The sequence below is a fragment of the Pantoea sp. Ae19-2 genome (assembly GCF_059801205.1).
This window is the reverse complement of the sequence record NZ_JBCHWE010000002.1, coordinates 186,247-211,021: the sequence shown is the minus strand read 5'-3', so window position 1 is coordinate 211,021 and position 24,775 is coordinate 186,247. Positions and strand designations below refer to the sequence as shown.

Genomic DNA, 24,775 nt, shown 5'->3' with positions numbered 1-24,775 from the left:
TCATACTCCGTATTTAATTTTAACAATTGAAACAGCACTAATAGCCAGAAAAGAAACAATGAGAACCATCACACTCAAATCGTAAATTTCGTGTCTGAATAAAAACAGCAACAGGCCAGCGATCAGAAAAGTGATGGAAAATTGCTGAAATCCCTGAAAAGCAGCAGCCTGAACCGGTATATCAGGAAATGTTTGTAATGCAGCAGAAATGGCAGGTCCGAAATAAAGGCCACAGTTTACTTGCATCATCATTATCCAGGTAACAAATCCATAAAAAGGCAATTCATAAAAAACAGTGAGCGTTGCTAAAAAAGCAGACAATGCTATCTGGGCTATCAGGCAGTACTCCAAAAGCAGCCCTGAAGGCTCTTTCTGCCGTGATACGGCTCCCATGTAGCTGCCAATCATGAAGCAACCCGAAGCTATAGAAAATAATAAGGCAAGCGCCCATTTGTCCTGCAGATAGACCGTATGCACAATAAAAGGCGAGGTAGAAAAGAATAAAAAGATCCAACTCATGCCTGCTGATGAAAATATAGCATAGCGCCAGAATTGAGGACTCCGTGCAATCTTCCCGTAATATTGCCGAGGCGCGGGCTGCGTGCGCCAGTAAAATAAAGGGTTAACCCGAAAAAATAAAATCAGAATCAGGCAGCCCGTCAGCGCGAGCATAAAGAATATGCCACGCCAGTTAGCCCCTGTGTTGAGAATTGCCACACCCACCAGAGGTGCAAGCAATGGTCCAAGACTGGTTATGCCTGACAGAATACTGTGTCCTTTGGTTACCTGTGAAGCGGAAAAACTTTGTGTGATTAATGACATTGATATAACCAGTGTTGTACAGGACGCCAAAGCCTGCATAAAACGCAACACGAGTATTCCGGTATAAGATGTCATGAAAGCAATAGCTGCTGAACTCAAAATAAACAACACAATTGCCAGCAAAAATAATTGATGATCGCTGAAACGGGTGGCTCCCAACCCGACCAGGAGCTGGCAAAAAGCAAAACCCAGAATAAAAATATTCAGCATCCACTGAATCTGGCCAGCGGTTAGCTGGAGAGACACGGCCATGTCCGGCAGCGCTGGCAAGAGCATATCCATTGCCAGCGCCCCCAGAAGCGATGGCAAAGTCAACATTAGCATGATTAGCCAGAATCTACGCTGATGGTTCATAGCTTATCCCTGCTTATCTCCTGTAAAGCCACTTTGAGTAACTGAAGCATGGCATCATAATCCTGCCGCGCCATAATTCCCCATTGACTGTGAGCATAACGTATCGGTAGAGCCAGATTAATGGCTCGGACACCCTTTCCAGAGAACTGTAGCGAAGAGGCATCCTGACCGTAACTGTGTTCACTCTCCCACTGTTTCGGAATATGGTGATCACGGGCTACATCATGAATAAATGTCACTAACCGGGTATCAGGTAACATACTTCCGTCGTAGACGAACAAAGCCGGCCCGGCACCCAGTATGGGGGTAGTTTCCTGGGTAAATTGAGTGGGGTAATCTTTTGCAATGCCCGCTTCCAAATTCAAAATCACATCAGCATCGACCTGACCAGCCAGCGCGGCAGCGCCTCGCATGCCGACTTCTTCCTGTACGGTTGCAGCAAAGGTGAGATTGAGATGTTTATAAGTTTCAGGATTTTTACTAATGTCAGCCAGCAGTTCGGTCATCATGGCAAGAAGAGCGCGATCGTCAAATGCTTTAGCCGCATAGCGTTTACCCGGATCCAGAATCGTGAAATTAGCGGCTGGCGTGATAGCTAAACCAGGCCTGACACCTTTATCCAACAGTTGCTGCCGATTAAGCCCTGTATCAAAGAATAGTTTTGCCGATGTGACCGCTGGAGGAACGCTGAAATCATTGAGTACATGCGGTGCATCCATTCCTGTGAAAGCAGGCAGCGTTTTATCGCCAATCGAAATATTCCAGCGATGCCCCCATAAAACATGATCTATCCAGCCCCCTAATGGTTTAGCTTTAATATATCCTCGCTCATCAATATCTGTGATGATAAAACCCACTTCATCCATATGAGCCATGATCAACACATTAAGATTGTTTTTTGATTTTTCTGATTCTTTGTTTTTAATCCGCGCAATAACATTGCCTACATTGTCAACAGAAATATCAACATTATTATTTTTCCACAATTCGGTTATGACATTTCGCACAGGCCCTTCAAAACTACTTGCGCCTGGAAGATTCGTTAGCTTTTCAATTAAATTTTCCGTTTCATCCTGTGCGTTAATCGAGAATGAAAAGAAGTATGACATTAAAGTCAAAAATAAAAATATAGTCGTATTCAGGTGGCGATACATATCATCTCTCAAAGAATAAAAATCACAAACGGTATTTATATGCCCTTGCATTAGGCCGTAGTAGACAGATTCCATACTTCAAATTTACCGGAAATTTTGAAGCCATATTTCTTGTAAATATTTAGTCCGTCAGGAGATGCCTGCAGCACGCAAATTTTTGCTTGTTTTTTCTGTGCTAACTGTAAAGCACTGTGAAACATCTCGCTACCAAAGCCTTTCCTGCGCCACTTTTCCGGAGTCGCAATATCAAAAATCCCTGCAACATTGTCTTTTAAATACAGGGTGGCCGTCGACACAGGTACCCCATCCAGATACCCTACCAACTGAATAAGATGTTCATCCAGACGAGTACAATGTTCACCTGCTGCCTGATAAATTGCACGGATGTTTTCTGCTTCAACAGGATTACCCGGCTCGAATATAGCTGATAAAACCTCTCCAAAATCCCGAAAACGCACCGGACTATCACAATATTCGATGCAAGATAATACTTTTTTCGGACAAGCTGATATCGGTGCAGTCAGAGGAAAATACATTCCTACATCGTTTTCTTCATGACACCAGCCTGCCTGTTCCAATAACTCTGCAATAACCGTCGTGGGTTCAGCAAACCACCACGCTGCTGGCATATTTCTTTGACTATAATATTGGGTAATACGCGTAATATCTTCCTGTAATGTCGGTGTTCCAAAAACGGTATTAAAGGTATCAGAGCGTTTACCACAGTCGATATACTGAAGTCCGTTAAGGTAACGTACCTGCATGTCCGGCAATTGCCGAGCTAGGGAGGAAAATTTTTCAGAAATATTACCCGACATATAAAGACTGACATTCACTTCATTGATGTTAATCATATCTTCCTCTGTATTTTTAATGTCCATATCGTGCATGCGTATTTTACCCATCGTTAAGTTGGGTGAGTTTATTAATTATTTCCAACCGGAGTTAAGATTTCACAGATAAGCCTAATTACATTTTCTGATTGCTGGTGATGATAAAAATGATCACCTTTATGAGGATAAAAGGCGATGTTCTTTTCGCTGGAAAATCGCCTCCATCCGTCAATCATCTTTTCTGTGATCAAATAATCATCCGTTCCCCATAAAATATGGATAGGGGTCCGCAAAGGTTCAGATATCGGACTGACATACTTTTCACACAAGCAAATATCCTGGCGTAATGTGGCCAAGAAGGGGTACAACAGTTCTGGCTGCTCAAGTAAGAAAGTCTCTGTCCCTCCCATGCCTGCCAGCTCCCGGATTAATTGTTTATCACCCAGACCAGTAAGGCTTCGGATAATCGGTTCATCAGGTGCCCGGCAACCTGAAATAAATAGAGCATGAGCAGGCTTATCCCAGTAACTTTCCATTTTACACGCCAGCTCAAATGCAATCAGACCTCCCATGCTGTGACCAAAAAATACTATCTTTTTATCCATGAGATTTTCTAGTTCAGGCAATATCAAATCTGCCATTGACTGGATACTGTCGGGCATAACGTCTTCCCTTCTGGCTCCACGGGCTGGCAATTGCAAATATCGGCAATCCGCATGCTGAGAAAAATACCTGAACCAAGGCATGTAAGCCTCACCGCAACTGCCGGCATGAGGAATAAAAAGGATGACAAAATCTGCTCTGTTATTACGTACCGGGCTGAGATACATAGTCACATCTCCTTATAATCAGTATTGACTTCCTGTGGCACTACGTCAGCTTTCTCACTGTCCTTCTGTTTCAGCCGCCTGACAAAATGGCTTAGCTTTGGCGCAGCGTAGATATCGGCGATATTCACGGTGGTGAAGCCCTGCTGCCTTAATGCCTGTATAAGTTGAACAGAAAGCAGAGAATTCCCGCCTGCTTCAAAAAAATGGGTGTCAGTGGTAGGTTTATCACTGAACCCCAAGCATTTTTGCCAGGCCGCGACAATCAGGGTTTCGGGATCGCTATCAGGTTCCCCTCCTTCAGGCTGAATGAAGTTCTTGCCGGGCTGCTCAACTGGTGACGGGATGCTGTGGCTGTCAAGAGGTGTCGCTGGTAGCGCGATTCTGTACAGCCCCTCATTTTTATTCAGTACTGGCGGAGCATCCTCACAATGCATAATGCTCAGAGGAGCCCCGTCAGCAACCTGCTGTAACTGCTGCTGCCAGTGCTCCCAGTTCTGTACAGCCAAATGACAACGGTAGCTGAATTTTTCAGAAAGATAACGTTGTTGAAGCGTCCAGGCGCAATATGGCAGTGTGTCAGGCGACATGGATTCAGTCGCTTCGCGCAACTGACGTGCCAGTTCCTGTACCCTCTGCCCAGTGGATGCAGCTAAAGGGATAAGGAAGGGCCCGGTTATATGCTTCATTTCTCGTGGTGGTGCCTCGCCCAATACCATATGCACATTTGTTCCACCAACGCCAAGCGACGTGACGACGCTCATGCGTGATGCACCACGCCATGGCAAGGGCCGGGCATGTAAAGCAAAAGAAGACGTGCCTTTGAGGATCGTGCCGGTCTTGTGAGGCTGCGGATAGATCAGTTGGTTGTGGAATGACAGCAGACATTTTGCAACGCCCGCAAGGCCACTTGCTGCATCCAGATGACCGATATTTGCTTTGATACTCCCGAGTGAAGGAAGCGGCATCTGGCGACCATAGACTTCACTCAAGGCAGCCAGCTCAATCGCATCCCCCATGCTTGTTGCCGTACCATGACCTTCTATAAAGCCAATATCGCTGGCTTTTACTCCCGCCACTTTTAACGCACGCTGCATAACGGCAATCTGTTGGTCAATACTCGGTGCCGTGAAACTGACCTTTTTTCTACCATCATTATTTACTGCGCTGCCCTTGATTATGCCCCAACACGGGGCTCCCTCCAGCAGTGCTTGTTCCAGCTGTTGCAGTACGAGCACAACCGCCCCGGTCCCGCCAATAGTGCCATCAGCATCTTCAGTAAAAGGGCAACAGGATCCGGATGGAGAAAATATCATTCCTTCACTGACAGGATATGCTTCCTTTAACGGCAATGTCAGTGAAACACCTGCGACAAGCGCAATAGAGCACTCTCCCATTCGTAAAGCCTGGCAAGCCTGATGCAAAGCAGCAAGACCACTGGAACAGCCGCTTTGTACCGTCATTGCAGGCCCTGTGAGATCAAGATGCCAAGCAATACGCGTCGCTAAAAAGTCTTTATCATTGGCGAGCAACAGGTTATAGCGGGCAATGGCATTGTCTGCATCCTGTTCCAGACAGGCCTGCCAGTGGGACTGATTAGCGGAGCAACTGGCAAACACGCCGCATTCAATAGCCTGTCGGCTACTAAGCGAACGATATCCGGCAGACTCCAACGCTTTGACTGCTTCCTCAAGCGCCAGTCTGTGTTGCGGGTCCAGACGGCTGGCCTCCGCTTCAGCCAACCGAAAATACCGGGAATCAAACCAGTCGTGCCGTTGAATTATTCCCCTGGCTCCCACTCTGTCAGGATGCTCGTTATCAAATCGTTCAATTGCCGACCCAGCATCAGCCAATAATTCATGAAGCTGCCACGGTGTGTCACTTGCGGGCAGGCGAACACTCATTCCTGTGATTGCGATATCCATAGTCATCAGATCGTTTCTTCCTCAAAAAACTTGTCAACCAACCGTTGCTGGTCACGGATGCAGGGGTGGCGAAATATGTCAAGTAAAGTAATAACAGGTTGCTCCAGCAATTTATTCAACTGCTGAACTAGCAATGCCGCCTTGATTGAGCTGCCACCCGCTTCAAAAAATGGCAAATCATCTGGCAGGCTTTTGTGGCCAAGGATTTGCTGCCAGATGTACTGTACCGGTTGTGTTGGATGCTGTTGAGAAAGGCCGGTGTCCGTTAACGGGTCAGGCAGCTGACTTTCGTCTATTTTGCCGTTTACGGTTAGCGGAAGGGCGTCAATACGCATCAGCTTCTCGGGGATTGCCCATACAGGCAGCGTTTGTGACAAAAGCTTTGTAACCGTTTGCGGCGTAATATCCTGTTCCGCGACATACCAAGCGGCCAACATGCGTGTACCACCGCCTATGTGAATCGCTCTTACGACACAAGCTTTTATGCCCGGAATCTGTCTGAGTGTGATGCTGATTTCATCCAATTCAACGCGATGGCCGTTAATTTTTACCTGTTGATCTAGCCTACCCAAGTAATACAGTTGCCCATTGCCATCAGCAACAGCCAAATCACCACTAAAGTAATAGCGATTTGTCTGACTGACCAGTGTGCCAAACCGCTGCTGATTGAGCGCCGGCGAGTTAAGATATCCGGGACTCACCCCATCTCCAGTGATACACAATTCGCCAGGAACGCCAACCGGGCAGAGCAATCCTCGCTTATCCCGCAGTACAATTCCATTATCTGCAAGCGGCTTGCCGATACATGACATTGTGTCGTCGGGGGACATCTCATGCACAGTGGCATGAACAGTAATTTCAGTGATGCCGTACATATTGATCAGGCGAGTTTGTTCTGAGCCGTAACACTGCCACCATGGATTTAAATCTGCCGGACGTAACGCTTCTCCACCAAAAATAATCATCCTCGGGCTATGATTTAACGTCGTACCCGTGGTCCCAATGAAGTTACGGAACGCAGTGGGTGTCAGACTTAATACCGTAATACAATGTTGATCCAACAAGGAGGCGAAGCCGACCATGTCAGTTGCCAGGGCTGGTGGAACGATGACTAGACGCCCACCATAGAGTAAGGCACCAAATATTTCCCACACTGAAAAGTCAAATGCAAAGGAGTGAAACAACGTCCAGCTATCCTGCTCACCAAAGTTGCCCCATTGTTGACAGGCGCTGAACAGTCTGCAGACGTTATGATGCGTTACAGTGACACCTTTAGGCTGCCCTGTTGTCCCAGACGTAAATATGACATATGCCAGATCGTCTCCGGAAACCGATACAGGTGTCATACTCTGATTCTGGCGTAGGAGCACGCTGTAATGAATGTCTTTCGGCGCAGGTATGACCGAATCATCCACCACCGTCAGGCAAACTTTACTTTGTTGAGCAATATAGTGATTTCGCGCAGACGGATTACGGGGATCAAGCGGCACATAGAAAGCACCTGTACGCAATACCGCGCATAAAACGGCAATCAATCGCCAGCCTTTTTCCATACTGACACCGACGGCATCGCCCGGTTTAACCCCTGAAGCCTGTAATCCAGCGGCTAGGCTTTCCGTTTCCTGCCACAACCGGGCATACGTTATTGCGGTATCGTCATCCTGAACAGCAATACGGCTGGAAAAGATTTCTGCACTAGTGGCCAGCCAACTCACCAGCGATGTAGCAGTTGCCACAGGGGAGGATTCCTGCAATGCCTGTAATAAAGGCTGCTGCGCCAGGGGAACTGGGTTGATTTGACGGAGTACCGTGTCTTCCATCGCGCAGCCCTGACAGAGGAGTTGTTTGAACAACTGGGAGAGTGTGCTTACCCATTCCGGATAAACTGTGTCTCCCTGATATTCAAAAATAACTCTTAAATCGCCCTCTTCAGTCACAATAGCGGAAACCACCAGCGGTGCTTTGGCTTCCTGAGGCTGATAAAAATCACAGCGAACAGACAGGTCAAAAGATGTTCCCATGCCCTGTAGAAAATCCATATAGCTAAATAGCGTACTGAACATGGCATCTTTATCTGCCACACCTTCCAGATCGGCCATTATTCCGTCTATGGCTACGTCCTGCCAGGCCAGACTATCACTGAGCTGTTTCTGAATTTTCCTGAGGACATCCCCCGCGTTGCTCTCATCGTTCAACTGACAACGTAAAGGCAGCGTATTGGTCATATTTGCAACACAACGCTGTAACTCTGATTGCTGGCGGTTTGCCACAGGAGTGGCGATCACTATGTCCTGATTTCCGCTTAATCGCTGAAGCGCGATAAACAATGTCGTCATGAGTAATACCGGCAGCGTGACGCCTTTTTCACGCCCTTTATCTACCAGCTCATGATGTACCTCACGGCTGAAAGTCCAGGAGAGTGAGCCATCGGGTACATTACATAACGACTGAGGCCAGACAGGTTTTGACTGAAATCCGTTCAAAACGTCTTGCCAGTAGGAATGGGCGGCCCGCCGACGTGCCTCATCGGGCTCAGTTATCACATAAGCTTCCGGTGCTGAATGTCTCTCATCCCGGTAAAGTAATGCGATATTCTGAAGCAACGCACGTAAGCCAAGCCCGTCCACTGCGGTATGAGCGATTGAAAGCAACAACGTGCTGCCCACAGCATGATCATTGTTAAGCAACAATGCCCGAACAGGAGGCTCAGATTCCAACTGAAACGGAATCCCATAAAATGCAGACAGTTCACCGTCTGTGCCTGAACCACATTCCTGCCGCCACACGTCATCCAGACATGCAGGACGATAGCAGGCCCCCTGCTCATCAGGTTCGATACAGCAAGATAAAGCCCGACTCCTGTGAAGCACAGTGAGAAATGACTGTTTTAAGCGAGGAACATCGACGCCCTCATCAAAATATAATGTTACTCCGATGTTGTAGCAGGCCCTGGCACGATGCGTTTGATACACCTTAAACATGCGGTACTCAATTGCACTGAGGCGATCAGCTTCAAGCATAAGTGGCACCGAAACTGCCCCAACAGACACTGGCATGCTTTGAATCTGCTGTTCCAGTTCCCTGAGCGTGACGTTCTGGCTCAGCAGGGTATCAAGACTCATTAACTTACCGAGTTGTGTGCGGAGCAGTGTCTGAAATCTCACAGCAGATAGGGAATCCCCACCCTGCGCCATGAATGCCGCATCTTCATCAGGAACTGATCCAAGCGCCTCTGCCATAATCTGCATAACTGGAGACAACGGGGGCTCACCTGAGCGTGATAATGTCTGACTCCATTCCTCACTGAGGGTGCGTCGACAAATTTTGCCACTCGTTGTCCGCGGCAGCGCTACTGAACGGATATGCCACACATGCGGCATCATATAAGGAGGAAGCATTGCCTGTAATCGACTTAGGCAACGGGCAGTAAAATCGCCGTCCGGCTCATTAATATCGCTTTTTACCACAACAGCAATCAATTTTTGCTGTTCTTGGAGTGTGTTATCTACAATGATGGCAGCTTCGCGTACCTCATTGAGTGTCAGTAAGGACTGTTCCAGCTCTTCTAGCTCGATGCGGTAACCACGAATTTTGACCTGGAAATCCATACGTCCATGGAAATGTAGAATGCCATTGCGATCCTGATGTCCCCAGTCACCAGTCCGATAGATACGCAGCAATTGTCCTTCCAGCCCACGGATAAAAGGGAAGCGTTCGGCGGTAAGGCTGGGATTATTGTGGTAGCCTTCAGCTAGCCCGTTGCCCGCCAGACATATCTCTCCCGGTTCACCAAACGCTACCAACTGCAGTGCATCATTTAAAATAAATGCCTGGCTTCCCTCAATGACCCGGCCAATCGGTACAGGCCCGCTTTCCGGCCGTTCCTCTTCCCTCAAGCTTCGATAAACAGTTGAGTAGGTTGTATCTTCTGATGGCCCCCAAAGGTTGCATATACAGCTCACTTGGCTGCACTGGTAAATGTCATTAACCAGCTTCCAGTGCAGTGCTTCTCCCGCCAGATTCAACGTCGTAACCCCCTTAGGGATCGCCTGTGCTCGCACTAGCTCACGAGCCGCTGAAGGCACCGTATTAATTAATGTCAGCGCAGCGTAGCTGGACGATGGCGTCAACAAGTCAAGTGCAGAATCAACCAGATAGAGAGACGTTCCCGCAGCAAGAGGAACAAAAATCTCAAAAATAGCCAGGTCAAAGGTGATGGTTGTGGAAGCGAGTACACATTTCAGCTGTTTAGGCGAATAAAATGCCAGAGCCCAGTCCGTTAATGCCTCCACACTGGGGTGGCCGATAGCAATCCCCTTAGGCTTGCCGGTGGAGCCTGATGTATACAGTAAATAAGCTATATCATTAGAATGTTGTTGAGGCAGCATGTCGGTCATGGCTGCATTATTTTCTGTCAGCTCGCTAATATGCCATAGCTGGCAGTCTGTTGCAGTCGGAGGCTGTGTGTCATAGACAATGGCTGCTGGTGCACTTTCGACAATAATACTTTGTCGCCGTGCCTCCGGATGCCGGGCATCAAGCGCAACAAATGCACGCCCACTGTGCCAAACTGCCAGTAATGCTGCAATTAAATCGGGTGTTCTGGACAGATGAACAGCCACAGGTCCCGGCTGCGGGATCTGACGGAAATGTTCCGCCAGCGTTAGAATTTTTTGCGCCAGCTGGTAGTAACTAATTTTATCCTGCTGCCAGTAAATAGCAGTCGCATTCGGCCGAAGCTTTGCGTGCTTCAGCACGCGCTCAATAATGGAACCATTCATTTCTTATCTCTCTTATCATCCGTTGATACAGATTAAGCAATCTGGACTTTGTCCATATATTCACGCGCTAACTGTTCAACGTGAGCTGCAAATTCCCGCACGGTTGGATGTTCATAAATCGCCATGGCGTGCATCCTGATGGGATAGTCTTTTTTAAGAAGACTTATCAGTTGCAGAACGATTAAAGAATTCCCGCCCAACTCAAAGAAATTGTCATCATTACCAACCCGCTCGATGCCTAACAATGCTTCCCAATGTTTTGCGACGGTAATTTCATACGTTGAGAGAGGATCTTTCCACGAGGTTTGTACAAACTCATCCCTACTACGTGAGATCAGCGTTACTTTCTGCGTCAGCGACGCAACAGATCCCACTCGTGACCAGTTTTCAATAACTTTGTTGAAATCGAGTGTGGAAACCACAACACGGGAACCGAAAGTAGTAGAGAATAGTCGGCGATAGACTTCAAAAATTTCATCCTGAGACATTTTGTTTTTAATATGCTCACGGCTAAGTTCTTTGAACTGTGGCTGTGCAGAATAGTTTCTGGCCCGCGCTTCGTTCACAGCACCCCAGTTAATCGCCAGCACCTGCGTGTAGCCGCGTTGATGGCAGTGCTCCGCCCAGGCATCCACAAAAGCATTCGCAGCCGTATTGTCAACCTGACCCAAGCCACCAATGATGGCATTCATGCTGGAGCAAAGCAGGATGAAATCAGGATTAAGTGGCAGGAAAACATCACAGAGATTCATTGTGCCGGCAATTTTAGGCGAGAAGACCTGTTCCAGCGAATCGCGCGTCTTTGTATGGATCATTCCGCTGTCAACCGTTCCGGCAGCATGAATAACGCCATCCACACGTCTGTGACGCGTCTGTAATAATGTCTTAATCTGGACTAAGTCTTGCCGGCAAGTAATGTCCGCCGTCAAGATCTCGACTCTGCCCCCCAGATTTTCAATTCTCTGTAAATGCAGTATTTTTTCGCTGACAATGTTCTCACTTCCGTGCTGTTCCAGCCAGCTTTGCCACTCTGAATGGGCAGGAAAACGCGTGCGGGTAGTCAGGTAGACCTGTGCCTGATAATTCAGTGCCACAAACTCCGCCAGTTCCAAACCAAAATTGCCAAGTCCGCCCACAATAAGGATGGTTTTGTTACCAGACAGCAGACTTTCGCCCAGCTGTGTTTCTGACACGCTATAACGTGCATAGTCTTTTACAAATCTATGGACACCTCTTATGGCAATTTCACTGCTGCTGCCACTGCCCATCTCAGCCAATAGCATCCGAATCGTTTGTTCGGCCTGAAAATTAGGCGCGATATCCACCAGATGACACTGGATGTCCTGATATTCTTTGGGCAACACTTGTGAGATGCCAAGCAAAGTAGACTTTGCTGGTTCAATATCCTCTTCACCAACGATGCTGATCATTCTGTCTGCAACCAGTAACGTATGAAAATTCACCGTTAGCGCTAGCTCATTATACGCCTTACACCAGGCAACCATGGTATACAGCCCTTGAGACTGAATGCGATCTGTTGTCTCATTTTGATTACCCAGACACCACAGATGAACCACCCAGTCGGGCAACATAGCTGTTTCAGCCAAATCCTGAATCAGCAACTTCATGTGCATTTCATTTCCGGGCTCTATACGATAATGATCGTCGCCCAGTCGGGCATATTTTTCCCCAGCGACTACATGTAACAGACTCGCACCCTGTTGGATTAATTCCTCGCTAAACTGCCCGGAAAAACTATCGTCATGATGGAACATCAGTATGCGTTTACCTGTTATATTAACGGTCAAGGCAGAGATGCGTTGTTTTTTCCAATAGGGTGTATAAAACCACTGGGAAATATCACTGATTTTTCTATTTTCAGTTGACTGTCCCTGTTCTGTATTGAATGGTTCCGCATCGATCCAGTGATCGTGAGCTTGAAAAGGATAGCCAGGCAAAGGAATACGTCGACAGCTCTTGGGAAAAGACGTGTTGGTAACAATGTTGCCATCGCTTAACCAGAAATCAGACAGTTGCACCGCCGTCGCCTGCTGAGCTTCCTCCAGCGTCCAGCTACGACTCGCCGTAACGGTCATACACTCAACAGAATCAGCCATTGACAGTCTGTCGCACAAATCACTCACTGAATCTACGACACAGCCCCAACGATATTTAAATGCGCTACGCCCACTCAATAATGTCCAGGCAATGTCGGCTAATTGACTTTCAGGATGCTCCTTTAGCCAATCATGCATCCGCTTAACCTGCTGAAATACGACGTCGGGAGTACGAGCACTAAAGCCGATAAAGACAGGTGTACCTGCTACCACTGTCGGCCTGACGTCAGCAGGTGCCTGCTCGAGGATCAATGCCCCGTTTGTTCCACCTACGCCAAATGAGCTGATGGCAGCAATGCGTTGGTACGACGCGGAGGGTTGCCACTCAGTCAGACTTTGCGGGATGGTAAAAGGAGACTGATCAAGTCTGACAGCAGGATGGGGCTGGGTATAATTTGCCAGAGGTGAGACAGATTGATGCTTCATGTCCTGAATGACTTTGAGCACACCTGCAATCCCAGACAACGCGTCCAGATGTCCGATATTGGCTTTAACCGTACTCAGCGCCACCGATCCCGCAGGCAGCCCGTCAAACACCTTTGTAAGCGCTTCAAATTCAATCGGATCACCAACACTGGTGCCAGTACCGTGCGCTTCTATATAGGTAATATCTTGAGGCTCCAGTTCCGCATTTGCCAGCGCACCAAGCATGACTCTGATCTGACCCGACACCGAGGGTGCCATGTAGCCAACTTTATCGCAGCCATCATTGTTTATGGCTGTAGCGAGAACGACTGCATGAATGCTGTCACCATCCTTAATGGCATCTTCATAGCGCTTGAGCACAAGAAAGCCAACACCATTGGTAAAAATCGTACCATCCGCATCTGCGGAGAAAGGTGCACAATGGCCAGAATCGGACTGAATACCATCCTGTTCATGGTGATATCCATATTGATAGCGTGGTTTAATAACCGCTCCTCCTACCACCGCCATATCGATATCAAACTGTAATAAACTCATACAGGCTTCATGAATGGCAACCAGTGAACTCGAGCATCCACTACGAAGATTTACTGCTGGCCCTTGCCAGTTAAAATGATAAGCAATCCGCGAAGCCATGAAATCGGGTTCGTTCAGATAGAGAAGTTGCGTTTGCTCATGTAAATCAGCCCGCTGGTGATACTGGACAGCAAGGTTTTCATTAAAGTAGCTGTTTACAGCCGAAACGGTATAGACGCCAGTTGGCGCGGAAATCTGATCGGGTGCATAACCTGCGTGTTCACACGCCAGCCAGGCATATTCCAGTGATTTTCTGATCTGCGGATCCATATAAGCAGCTTCTTTAGGGTTATAACCAAAAAAAGCAGCGTCAAACTGACGATAATTTTCGGGGCCACCGCCAACGGGACGGAAGCTGGGTAGTTGATAAAATGAGGCAGGCAGGTGTTTGGCAATCTCTTCCTGTGTATAACGTCGGATACCTTCTTTTCCCTGTGAAGTCAGTTGCCACAGTTGCTCTGCATCAGGACAACCCGTTAATGAGCCGGCATAACCAACGATCGCGATTTTATTACTGTCATTCATGGATATTTTTCCCGATAGTTCCGTTAAAAAGGGATGAAACGTGAATTAAGCGCGTTTGCTGTTGTGGCTCTGGCGACGCCTTTGAGCTCGTTGGGCAGCATCGGCACGGGCCGTGTCGAAACTTCTGTTGCCGGTAATACTCGCAGCCAGTTTGCGGACTGTGGGATATTGAAAAATATCCACCATGGACATAGAGGCATTGACAGATTGGTTCACTTGCCCGGTCATTCTTAAAGCCAGTAATGAATGTCCGCCCAATTCAAAGAAATTGTCGTCAATACCTATTCCATTCAGACCAAGTAATGACTCCCAGACCGCAACAATTTTTTCTTCGGCAGTCGTTTGGGGAGGCTGATATTCGCTCTTCATGTCAGGACGAGGAGCTTTTTGTGCCGATGCATCATCTACAGAACTCGCCGCTTCGTGATGGTTTTCGACCCATTCCCGATAACGCTGTTGAAAGTCAACACTGGAAATGATTCGCTGCCCCTGCAGATCCTGCCAACATTGCCAGAGAAACCGGCGCCCCTGAGCTGGCTGCATTGCATAGCGATTAAGTTCAGAGCCAAATGCTCCCTGACGGAAATGCTCAGGCACGTCTTCGTCATTTCCAAATTCCCATGCTTCCCAATTCAGCAGTGTCCAGCGCGAAGAGTGATGCCGACGAAGCTCGGCAACGGCAGCATCGAGCCAGGCATGCATGGCTCCGTAGATATACATACCGATACCGCCAAGCACAGATGAAATTGATGAAATGACATGGCAATGCGGCACCTCAAGCGAAGAGGCAACTTCTGCCATGTTGTGCAACCCTTGGCTTTTTGCCGCAAAGCTCAGCTCACAGAATGGTGCGTCCACATCGCGGATTAGCTGATAATGCATAGATGCATCAATACCGGCTGTATGAATAAGTACGTCCAGACTCCCCATATCCGTTCTGGCTTTCTGGCATGCGGTCATCAACGAGGAGACTGACTGCACATCTGCTTCCCCCAACGTCAGACGTCCCGGCCACCGTTGCATCAATGCTTCAATCCGGTCAGCGCGTTGCATTCCTGCCTCAACACCCTGCTTTCTTAGGGTCTCGAGCGAGCTACGCTGTAGCAGACAGACATGTGCCTGACTGTTTTCAAGAAAGACCTTGGCATACTGGAGCCCTACCTGCCCACCACCGCCTAGGATGACTACGGAACGGGGCGGTGTTATTTCACCACTGCTTTTTTCCGTTAGCGGTGCAGCGAGAAATCCTTCACCAAACCGATCAGCATCTCGCAGAGCGACCACGGCAGGCGACTGGGCAGTCACTTCATGTGCCAGTAGCAACTCATTCTGCCCGTCTGTATCAATCAAACGGGTCGTCAAGGCAGGGTACTCTTGGTTGAGTGACTTGACAGCAGAAGTCAAGGCTACCAGTGCAGGGCAAGGGGACGCCAGCAAATCGACGGCAGACTGGGTAATGATCCGCAGGCAACGAGCCCCCTGTCCCCGCCAGTTTCTTACCATATCCAATAAGATCAGCAATGGTTTGAAGGTTTCCCGGCGAAAGGTCTCAGGATGTAATAACAGTAAGATATTGTCAGGAGCCTCTTTCATCATCTTGTACCAGGACTCTGCATCAAACGAAATGATGCGCGTTCTGTCACCTTGACAGTTCAGTCGGCTGCATAACATGTCAGCCATTCCGGCTGTAGCAGAGGAACCATCCGTTATGAATAACCATTCACCCGTACTTTCCGCCACCCTTTCCGGCCGAGTTAGCGGCACCCAGCAGCGCTGATAACTGTTCAGAGTCAGGCGTTCAGTACGCTGTTTTTCAGTCCAGCATTCAGTTAACTCAAAGGGATAACCGGGTGGCACAGGTAGAGCAGGTTCTGGCCGACGGTCATGAATGTTTTGCCACTGAATGTTTATCCCCTGCTCCCACAACCGACCAAAAGCTGTCATCAATACTTTATCTGCCTGCTCTGACTCTGCCGGATGCGGTAAGACGTTAATACAGGGATGATGCGTATTCTGAGAAGCCAGTGCTTTCAGCGTATGTCCGGGACCTACTTCAATAAAGCAGACCGCCTTGTCCGTGGCAGCAGCCCTTCTGACCGCCGCAGCAAATGCGACCGGTTCACGCATCTGACGTACCCAGTAATCCGCCTGACTGATGTGTGCAAAGGGTTCAATCTGTGCAGTAAGTGTTGATATCACCGGTATTTGTGTGGCTGAAAAAGATGCGTTCTGAAGAGCCTCACGAAATGCAGGCAAAATTGGCTCAAGTAGTCGGGAGTGAAACGCACGCTTAACTTTTAAAGGTTGATAAAAAATTCCTGCCTGCTGAGCACGGGTCATAACCCGGGAGAGTTCATTTTCGCTACCGGAAACAACACTTAACATGTCACTGTTGAGCGCGGCAATATCCACTTCTGTCCCGTGCAAAAGTGAGGGCAACAACTCTGCGCCAGCCATGATGCTGCACATAGCGCCAGGCGCTGTCTGTTGGATCAACTGTGCCCTGACAACAACCAAGCTTGCTGCATCCCGAAAGCTCATTGCCTTTGCTGCAACCATTGCCGAATATTCGCCAAGACTGTGGCCCAGCATTAGGTCTGCCTTGACACCGCAATGGCTTAAATATTCAGCCAAAGCAACCTCCAGCGCTAAAAGTCCGGGCTGGGTATGTTCAGGCATATGGATTTCATTCTGCAGTTCGAATAATATCGCGCGATAATTTTTACCCGACAACTCACGCAGAATGGCTAATTTTTCATCTAGCCTCTCGCGAAAGTAAGTCGAAGATTCGTATAACTGTTTCCCCATACCTGCATACTGCGAACCCTGTCCGGTAAACATCATTACGATGGAAGGCATAGTGTCCGGAACAGTAACGCCGCTTCCCGCATTTTTCACACCCGCTTTCAATTCCTCAATGCTGTGTGCAATAACACTCTGACGTACAGGAAAGGCGGTTCTTCCGAATCGGGTCATCGCCGCTGCCTTTTCAATAGCACGGTCATCTCCCTGCCATCCTGCCCAGCTATTCCGAACTCTGCCCAAAGCTTTTTGGCTAGGTGCCGAAAGTAAAAAGAGATGTGGCGAAGAAGATAAAGCAGAGGATGCCGTCAACACAGGTGCCCCACTCAAAATTACATGGGCATTTGTGCCTCCAATACCCAAGGCGCTAATGCAAGCGTAACGAGCATTTTCTGCCAGTACCCGAGGCTCTGTGTTAATAAAGAAAGGCGAGTCTTCCAGCGTAATATGTGGATTAAGATGCTCAAAATTCAGTTGTGGGGGAAGCTGACGATGCTTCAACACAAGGCAAGCTTTAATGATGCCAGCAAGGCCACTTACGGTATCCAAGTGTCCCAGATTAGCCTTTACAGATTGCAATGCGCAGGTAGGTTCCGCAACTGATTTCGTGGGCCAAGCTTCCTGAAGCGCTGCAAATTCAACAGGATCGCCTAATTGGGTACCTGTTCCATGCGCTTCATATAAAGCAATGTTTTCAGGCGCAATATTGCTTATTTTCATTGCCCGCTGAATAACACGACGCTGACCGGATACAGAGGGAGCGGTAAAGCCTGCTTTATCCGCTCCATCATTATTCAGTGCACTACTTTCCAGCACACCTAAAATGTTATCGCCATCTTCAAGTGCTTTATGCAGAGGTTTGAGAACCAGAGCTGCAACACCATTCGTGAAGACGGTACCGCTGGCATCACGATCAAAAACACGGATCTTGCCATCTACAGACCGTATTCCACCAGCCAGATAATCGTATCCCTCACAGTGAGGGGCTGCCAGTGACACGGCTCCCACCAATGCCATCTCGGCCTGTCCTGTTAATAAAGCAATACGAGCCTGATGGAGAGCAGCCAGTCCAGAACTGCATCCGCATTGTACGGAAAATGCCGGCCCTGTTGTGCCAAGTTTCCAGGCGATTCGGGTTGCCAGGAAGTCTGGAAGGTTGCCTAGTAAGGCCTCATTTTCTGTTCCCGCCTGCAATTCACCTGCCAGATTTTGCAACAGATAATGGTTCTCACTAGCCGAGGCGAATACCGCCGTAACCGGTAACGATTCCCTGTTCATATAGCCAGCATTTTCCATTGCCCACCAGCTATGTTGCAGCAGATGTCGATGCTGAGGGTCCATTTTGCTGGCTTCATGATAAGAGTAACCAAAGAAGTGATAATCAAAACCTTTCAGGTTTTCCACACCCCCCCAAGCATTTATGTATTCATCTCCAGGATAGGCATTATTATGGAAAAAACAGCGTTTATTTATCAATCCCATCCATAAATCATGATCATTACTAACTGATGGGAATTCAAATGAACTTCCTATAATGGCAATTTTATTCATAATAAAAACAACGTCCTTGTGATGATGAATACTATCAAAAACAGTGAGTTTAAAATAGTAAGATATCAATATAACATAAGAATATTTGTAGTATTATCACAAATTAAAAATTAAATATAAAGAAATTCTAATGTATTTGCTTAATTGTGATCTGTGTCATCCTTTTGATACCCGAAAATTTGAATACCACTTTCCCACCGTTATTGCGGCAAAACTGGCAATTGCCGACGATCTGGCCATACCGCTGGCCAGAATGTCGGATGAAGACCGGGCGTTTATCGACAGTATTCTGACTGAGACGCTTAACCGTAGTGAAGTACTCGTCCGCATTAGAGACTATTTTCGTAGCAGACAATCAGGAGAAGACCATGCGGGTTGAAGTGATGGAGCATTATGGACTGACGCAGTCTATTGAACAGGCCGGGTATTATGAAACTGCCCACCATAAGCAGCTAATGAAAGACATTAAGGGTGCGATACATGGAAATGGTTGAAGACGGCGGTGGTCGGCTATCCGTCGTTCTGGCCGGTCACCCAAAACTGCGTAATGATCTGCATCGCCCGGCGATGGAGGAAATTGGTTATCGCACCGATATTTTTACGCTGGACGGGAAAAGTTGGCCACCGACCGTACCAGACGCAGCACTTCCACGGCCTGAGACGGCTCCAGCCGGTCGAGATCATCGATGATGACGATAAAATTCAAGTCAAGTAGCCTGATTTTTTTATCAAGGCTGGCGTGCAGGTCACTTGCAGTCTGCTGTCGGCCCGATAGATCAAGCTTCGCAAGCGTCTCCATACCCTTTGCGGCCATCCCGAGGACTGGAACGAAGTTGCCGGCAAACTCTGCCAGAGGCGCAAGTCGCCCGGAGGTCTGCCGGAGATAGTTTTGCATGTCCAGCGCCGCGCCGGTGTTCCTGCCCCTCCGGATGCGCCGTTGGAATTTCTGCCAGAGATTACGTGGGGGCGGCTGGCGCCTTTCCTCTTCCTCCCGGAGAATTGCGGCTACAGGCAAGAGCAGTGAGTCAACCGGGCTCATGCTATTAGCTCGCAGCCACGGCGCTAAGTGGAGAACGTATGTGCCGTCGGGTTTAAGATCTTCCAGTTTGTTCATCAGTAGGCGGAGCAGGCTGGTTTTCCCCGCGCCCCATTTTCCTTCAATCCCGATCACCGTACTGACGTCATTGTCCAAGGCCAGTATGCTGCGGACAAGACCTGCTGCTACGCCTTCAAAACCATAGCGGTCTTCTTCAGCCCGGCTGACGGGCGCCTCGGTGCCTGCGCTGAAACCGCTGTCTCTTACCGTCATGTCATAAGTCCCCGTTCAGTGGGTGCAGTTCATCCAGCACGGATGCCACGTCCGGCGCCGCCACCGTCGCCAGAAACCCCGCTTCCAGCTGCAGATACTCTTCCGGTTTTACAAAAATCCAGAATATGAGCGCATCCTCATATTAATAATGGAGGTTGTTAATGGCTACTCGCATTCCCACAGAACACCGCGCGATGCGCAAACGCCCCAAACAGCAGCGTTCCCAGAGTACGGTGGAGAGTATTGTCGAGGCAGGTGCTCGCGTTCTGGCGCAGAGAGGCTGGGCAAACTTCACGACCAACGAGGTGGCGCACACCGCCGGCGTCAGCATCGGTTCGCTGTATCAGTATTTCCCGAATAAGCTGGCGATCGCCGAGGCTGTTCGCAAAAGGCATCTCGATGAAATTGGGAAACGTGTCAACTTCACTGAGCAGTTTGCTTATGGGAAATGAGTCAACTTCATCATACGGGGAGAGGTATGGGAAAGGCATCAACTTGCTAACTGTTTACTTGTGGGAAAAGGGTCAACATCCTCAGATCCTCCCCGTCACCTGCACAAGGTTGGGTGATAATGGTTCAATGAACCAAAATATGGGAAAAGCATCAAGTCATGGACGAAACTGGTGTGGGAAAGGCATCAATAACACGCCATCGGCAGATATCAGGCTTTTCAAAAAACTGTCATTGAAATCTGTAGCCGGGCACAGATGGGAATCACATCAACATTCGCAGGTCTTTCAGTAGAAACAAGCCTGTAATGCAAGTGGGAAAAGCATCAACTTTAAACACATTAAAAACAGAGGTTTAAACTTGACCTGTTACCCATTCGTAAGAAGTTTATCAAGCACGTGACCTGCTCCCCGTTGATTGTAATACACCGCGATGCTAGTAATGTCTTCATAAGCCACATGAGGACATCCCCATGAAGAAGCTTTTTTCCGATGAACAGATCATCAGTATTCTCCGCGAGGCTGAAGCCGGAGTTTCTGCCCGGGAACTCTGCCGTAAGCACGCCATTCCCGACGTCATGTTTTATCCCTGGCGTAAGAAGTATGGCGGTATGGAGGTGCCTGAGGTTAAGCGCCTGAAGTCATTTGAGGAAGAGAAAACCAGGCTCAAGAAGCTGCTTGCCGAAGCCATGCTGGATAAGGAGGCGCTTCAGGTGGCTCTGGGGCGAAAGTACTGACGATAGGCCAGAAGCGGGAAGCCGTGTTGTTGATGTGTGATGCCACCGGTCTGTCGCAACGTCGTGCCTGCAGGCTTACAGGTTTGTCCCTGTCGACCTGCCGTTATGATGCTCAGCGTCCGGCTGCTGATGCACATTTATCAGGGCGCATTACTGAACTGGCACCGGAGCGCAGGCGTTTTGGCTACCGCCGCATATGGCAGTTACTGCGCCGTGAAGGGCTTATGGTTAATCACAAGCGCGTGTACCGCCTTTATCATCTGAACGGGCTGGGCGCTAAACGCAGGCGTCGTCGCAAGGGTCTGGCGACTGAGCGGCTTCCGCTGCTCCGCCCGGCGGCGCCCAACATGACCTGGTCGATGGATTTCGTCATGAATGCGCTGGCTACCGGTCGCAGGATCAAGTGCCTTACCTGCGTCGATAACTTAACAAAGGAATGTCTGACGGTCACTGTTGCCTTCGGGATTTCAGGCGCGCAGGTCACGCGTATTCTGGACAGCATTGCGCTGTTTCGCGGCTGTCCGGCTACGATAATAACCGTTCAGGGCTCGGAGTTTACCTGCCGCGCACTCGATCAGTGGGCCTTTAAGCATGGAGTTGAGCTGCGACTTATCCAGCCCGGCAAGCCGACACAGAACGGATTTATTGAGAGTTTTAACGGGCGCTTTCGCGATGAATGCCTGAATGAACACTGGTTCAGCGACGTCAGTCATGCCAGGAAAACCATCAGCGAATGGCGTCAGGATTATAACGAATGTCGCCCGCACTCCACGCTGAATTATCAGACGCCGTCTGAATTTGCAGCGAGCTGTAGAAAGGGTAATTCTGAGAGTGAAGGATCCGACATTACTAATTGAGCCTTGTATTTAATTCTGGGGGCAGGTCAACATCATGTGTCATTCTAAAAAAATATCCCCCTGAGGTCAGTCTATGAAATGTACAGTGGGTAAGGTATAATTGTACTTCTGTTTAAAATATTACAAATAATTGATAGATTTTATGTTTACTGAAACGAAAAGTGACTCCGCCCCTCCTTTCATCCAAAATATTAACATGGGTTGGGTTGAACCATTTCCGTCTATGTTTTATTGTCAGGTTAAATTTTCAGTTGAGCAATATGATGACGAACTTTTTACTGAATTTTCAATTCCTTTTCCGAATCAACTGATTCTGGCCGTTGTGAAACGAAAAGCTGAATATCTTGCAGCACGTTATGCTGCACAAAAAGCTCTCAGGCTATTTGGTTGTAACGAAACACCAGGGACGTCATCAAACCGCTCTCCGGTTTGGCCATCTGAGTGGTGCGGAAGTTTGTCGCACTCTGATGAATGCTCCATAGCAGTAATTGCTCCAAAGAAATCGGGTATGACACCTGGTGTTGACATAGAGTTTTTTGCTCCGGAAACAATGAGGGATACAGCAGACATGTTTGTGTCGGCGGATGAAAAGTATGTTCTTTCAGACAGCGGCATTGACTATACTACTGCGTTATTACTCATCTTTTCCGTGAAAGAGAGTCTTTTTAAAGCGCTCTACCCTGAAGTTGGGCGCTTCTTCAATTTTGATGCAGCTAAAGTTTGCAGAATCGATACTTCAAATAAGAAGATAACATTAGAATTGACCCAAAACCTTTCGCGTAATCGCATTACAGGTTCTCGTATAGAGGGCTATTATAGTATTTCAGATGGCAGAGTTATTACAGTGGTAGCCTGAAGGTTTTCTTTGCTGACCTAGTAAAGCTCTTAGGGGGATGTTCTAGATTTGATGATTTAATTTATGATTGTTTTTTGTGCTCTCTATATCCTGTTGCTACTGTTCTTGTAAGTACCCCGACAAACCGGACCATTCACTTTTAGAGATCTTCCGACATACTGATTATGTCCTGTGAGGAGATCACCATGCGTAAAGCCCGATTCACCGAACACCAGATCATTGCCGTTCTGAAGTCCGTCGAAGCCGGACATACCGTTAGGATGTCTGCCGTGAAGCCGGTATCTCTGAAGCCAGCTATTACAACTGGAAAGCGAAGTTTGGCGGTATGGAAGCCTCTGATATAAAAAAGATGAAAGACCTGGAGGATGAAAACCGTCGCCTCAAACAGATGTTTGCTGATCTCAGCCTTGAATGCCGGGCACTTAAAGAAGTCATCGAAAAAAAGCTTTAAAACCAGCGATAAAGCGTGAGCTCGTCGGTTACCTGACTGCGCAATTTACCATGAGCATTCGCCAGGCCTGCAGGACGTTATCGCTGAGCAGGACGGTCTGTTTTTACCAGCCCGATACCCGGCGTGATGAACCGGTGATCCAGGTGCTGACTGAGCTGGCAGAGCGCTACCCGCGATACGGCTTCAAAAAGCTGTTCCAGCTGCTGCGCAGGCAGGGTAACACCTGGAACCATAAACGCGTTCACCGGATTTACTGCCTGCTGAAACTGAATTTTCGTCGCAAGGGAAAACAGCGTTTACCCGCACGTAACCCGGCGCGACTGGCTACGCCGGAAGCGCTTAACCAGAGCTGGTCCATCGATTTTATGCATGATGCGCTGGTCTGCGGCAGACGCTTCCGGACCTTTAATGTGGTTGATGACTTTAACCGCGAGGCCCTCGCCATAGAAATTGATCTGAATATCCCGGCACAGCGGGTGGTCAGGGTGCTGGACAGAATCGTGGCAAACCGGGGTTATCCACTGAAACTGAGGATGGACAACGGACCAGAACTGGTCTCACTGACGCTGGCACAGTGGGCTGAAGAGCACAGAGTGATGCTGGAATTTATCAAGCCGGGAAAACCAACGCAGAACGCCTTTATCGAACGGTTTAACCGGACGTACCGAACAGAAATCCTGGATTTTTACCTGTTCAGAACGCTGAATGAAGCCCGGGAAATCAGAAGTCGCTGGCTGATGGAATACAACAGCGAGCGGCCTCATGAATCCCTGAATAACCTGACGCCGGAGGAGTACCGGTTGATGGCCGAAAAACCGGAAACCTCAAAAAGTGCGTGGAACTAAAACGGGTGTGCTTACACAAGACCCGGTTCACTCCGCACTGCTGCCCGGTATCACGAAGATCGAGATGGATTTTGCGATAACCATAGACGCAGCCAGACTCAAGCCAGAACTGTTTGATCTGCCCGGTCACCATCTGGTCTGCATGGTGGCGCTGTGAATGTGGCTGCTGAAGCCAGAAATAAAATTCACCCGGATGTACATCCAGAACCCGACAGAGCAGGTGAACAGGCCAACAACGGCTGTTGTCGCGGATAAAGGCGTACCTCAGTCGGACAGCTTTGCGAAGTACGCCGCGGCTTTTTTTAATATGTCCCGTTCGTCGGTGACCCGCTTCAGCTCTTTCTGAAGACGGCGGATCCCGGCCTGAGCATCCGACTGTGCATTATTAGTGGAAGAATCCGGACCGTACTTCATTATCCAGGCGTAAAGGCTGTGGGTGGTGATATCGAGACGTGTTGCAACGCTGGAAACACAATGACCACGATCAACAACCTGTTTGACTGCTTCAATTTTAAACTCTTCTGGATAACGCTTACCGCTCATGGGCACCTCTCTTTAAGTCATCTTAAATGACTCTG

At 48.6% G+C, this 24,775-nt stretch carries 12 protein-coding genes and 4 pseudogenes; 6 read left to right on the top strand and 10 right to left on the bottom strand.

Annotation, left to right across the window (positions count from 1 at the left end; all coding sequences use genetic code 11):
• From AAIE03_RS21560 to AAIE03_RS21525, 8 genes are read right to left on the bottom strand one after another with little or no spacing between them, the layout of a single operon-like run.
• Entirely contained in the window at positions 1 to 1,176 is a 1,176-nt protein-coding gene (locus AAIE03_RS21560) for an MFS transporter (RefSeq protein WP_019105938.1), read from the bottom strand.
• Positions 1,173 to 2,405 carry a M42 family metallopeptidase gene (locus AAIE03_RS21555; RefSeq protein ID WP_232285099.1) on the bottom strand — a complete coding sequence of 411 codons (1,233 nt, stop codon included), beginning with the start codon at positions 2,403 to 2,405 and terminating at the stop codon, positions 1,173 to 1,175. Before AAIE03_RS21555 ends, AAIE03_RS21560 begins: the two co-directional genes overlap by 4 nt.
• Positions 2,381 to 3,220, bottom strand: coding sequence for a GNAT family N-acetyltransferase (locus tag AAIE03_RS21550; RefSeq protein ID WP_019105940.1), 840 nt, complete (start codon positions 3,218 to 3,220; stop codon positions 2,381 to 2,383). The genes AAIE03_RS21555 and AAIE03_RS21550 overlap by 25 nt, the downstream gene beginning before the upstream one ends.
• Positions 3,221 to 3,255: 35 nt before the next feature.
• Positions 3,256 to 3,993, bottom strand: a complete 738-nt coding sequence (locus tag AAIE03_RS21545; protein WP_498563195.1) for a thioesterase II family protein — start codon at positions 3,991 to 3,993, stop codon at positions 3,256 to 3,258.
• 2 nt (positions 3,994 to 3,995) lie between these two features.
• Positions 3,996 to 5,921, bottom strand: coding sequence for a beta-ketoacyl synthase N-terminal-like domain-containing protein (locus AAIE03_RS21540; protein ID WP_024472079.1), 1,926 nt, complete (start codon positions 5,919 to 5,921; stop codon positions 3,996 to 3,998).
• Positions 5,921 to 10,696: a non-ribosomal peptide synthetase gene (locus AAIE03_RS21535; protein ID WP_019105943.1), complete on the bottom strand. Its 4,776-nt coding sequence runs from the start codon at positions 10,694 to 10,696 to the stop codon at positions 5,921 to 5,923. Before AAIE03_RS21535 ends, AAIE03_RS21540 begins: the two co-directional genes overlap by 1 nt.
• 32 nt (positions 10,697 to 10,728) lie before the next feature.
• Complete coding sequence (locus tag AAIE03_RS21530; protein WP_498563194.1) at positions 10,729 to 14,340, bottom strand: SDR family NAD(P)-dependent oxidoreductase; 3,612 nt, start codon at positions 14,338 to 14,340, stop codon at positions 10,729 to 10,731.
• 45 nt (positions 14,341 to 14,385) lie between these two features.
• Positions 14,386 to 18,762, bottom strand: a complete 4,377-nt coding sequence (locus AAIE03_RS21525; protein ID WP_235193349.1) for a type I polyketide synthase — start codon at positions 18,760 to 18,762, stop codon at positions 14,386 to 14,388.
• A 91-nt stretch (positions 18,763 to 18,853) separates the two neighbouring features.
• Here AAIE03_RS21525 and AAIE03_RS21520 point away from each other — a divergent pair.
• Positions 18,854 to 19,072 (top strand): annotated as a pseudogene (locus AAIE03_RS21520) (IS481 family transposase); the annotation flags it as partial.
• Positions 19,005 to 19,305: pseudogene (locus AAIE03_RS21515) on the top strand (ExeA family protein); the annotation flags it as partial. The pseudogenes AAIE03_RS21520 and AAIE03_RS21515, both read left to right, overlap by 68 nt.
• Here AAIE03_RS21515 and AAIE03_RS21510 read toward each other — a convergent pair.
• Complete coding sequence (locus AAIE03_RS21510; protein WP_019105948.1) at positions 19,292 to 20,002, bottom strand: KAP family P-loop NTPase fold protein; 711 nt, start codon at positions 20,000 to 20,002, stop codon at positions 19,292 to 19,294. The pseudogene AAIE03_RS21515 and the gene AAIE03_RS21510 overlap by 14 nt on opposite strands.
• 161 nt (positions 20,003 to 20,163) lie before the next feature.
• On the opposite strand from AAIE03_RS21510, the gene AAIE03_RS21505 reads away from it, so the two are divergent.
• The 4 genes and pseudogenes from AAIE03_RS21505 to AAIE03_RS21490 all read left to right on the top strand — a co-directional run bounded on the left by AAIE03_RS21505 (position 20,164) and on the right by AAIE03_RS21490 (position 24,197).
• A complete protein-coding gene (locus AAIE03_RS21505) occupies positions 20,164 to 20,454 on the top strand; it encodes a TetR/AcrR family transcriptional regulator (RefSeq protein ID WP_019105949.1) in 291 nt (96 codons plus the stop codon).
• Between the two features lie 470 nt (positions 20,455 to 20,924).
• A protein-coding gene (locus tag AAIE03_RS21500) for an IS3 family transposase (RefSeq protein ID WP_498563193.1) occupies positions 20,925 to 22,045 on the top strand; the annotation gives its coding sequence in 2 pieces (ribosomal slippage) (positions 20,925 to 21,183 and positions 21,183 to 22,045; 1,122 coding nt in all).
• Between the two features lie 142 nt (positions 22,046 to 22,187).
• Positions 22,188 to 22,901, top strand: coding sequence for a 4'-phosphopantetheinyl transferase family protein (locus AAIE03_RS21495; RefSeq protein WP_024472081.1), 714 nt, complete (start codon positions 22,188 to 22,190; stop codon positions 22,899 to 22,901).
• A 185-nt stretch (positions 22,902 to 23,086) separates the two neighbouring features.
• Positions 23,087 to 24,197: pseudogene (locus AAIE03_RS21490) on the top strand (IS3 family transposase).
• 19 nt (positions 24,198 to 24,216) lie between these two features.
• Here the strand turns inward: AAIE03_RS21490 and AAIE03_RS21485 are convergent.
• Positions 24,217 to 24,740 (bottom strand): annotated as a pseudogene (locus AAIE03_RS21485) (transposase); the annotation flags it as partial.
• Positions 24,741 to 24,775 lie beyond the last annotated feature (35 nt).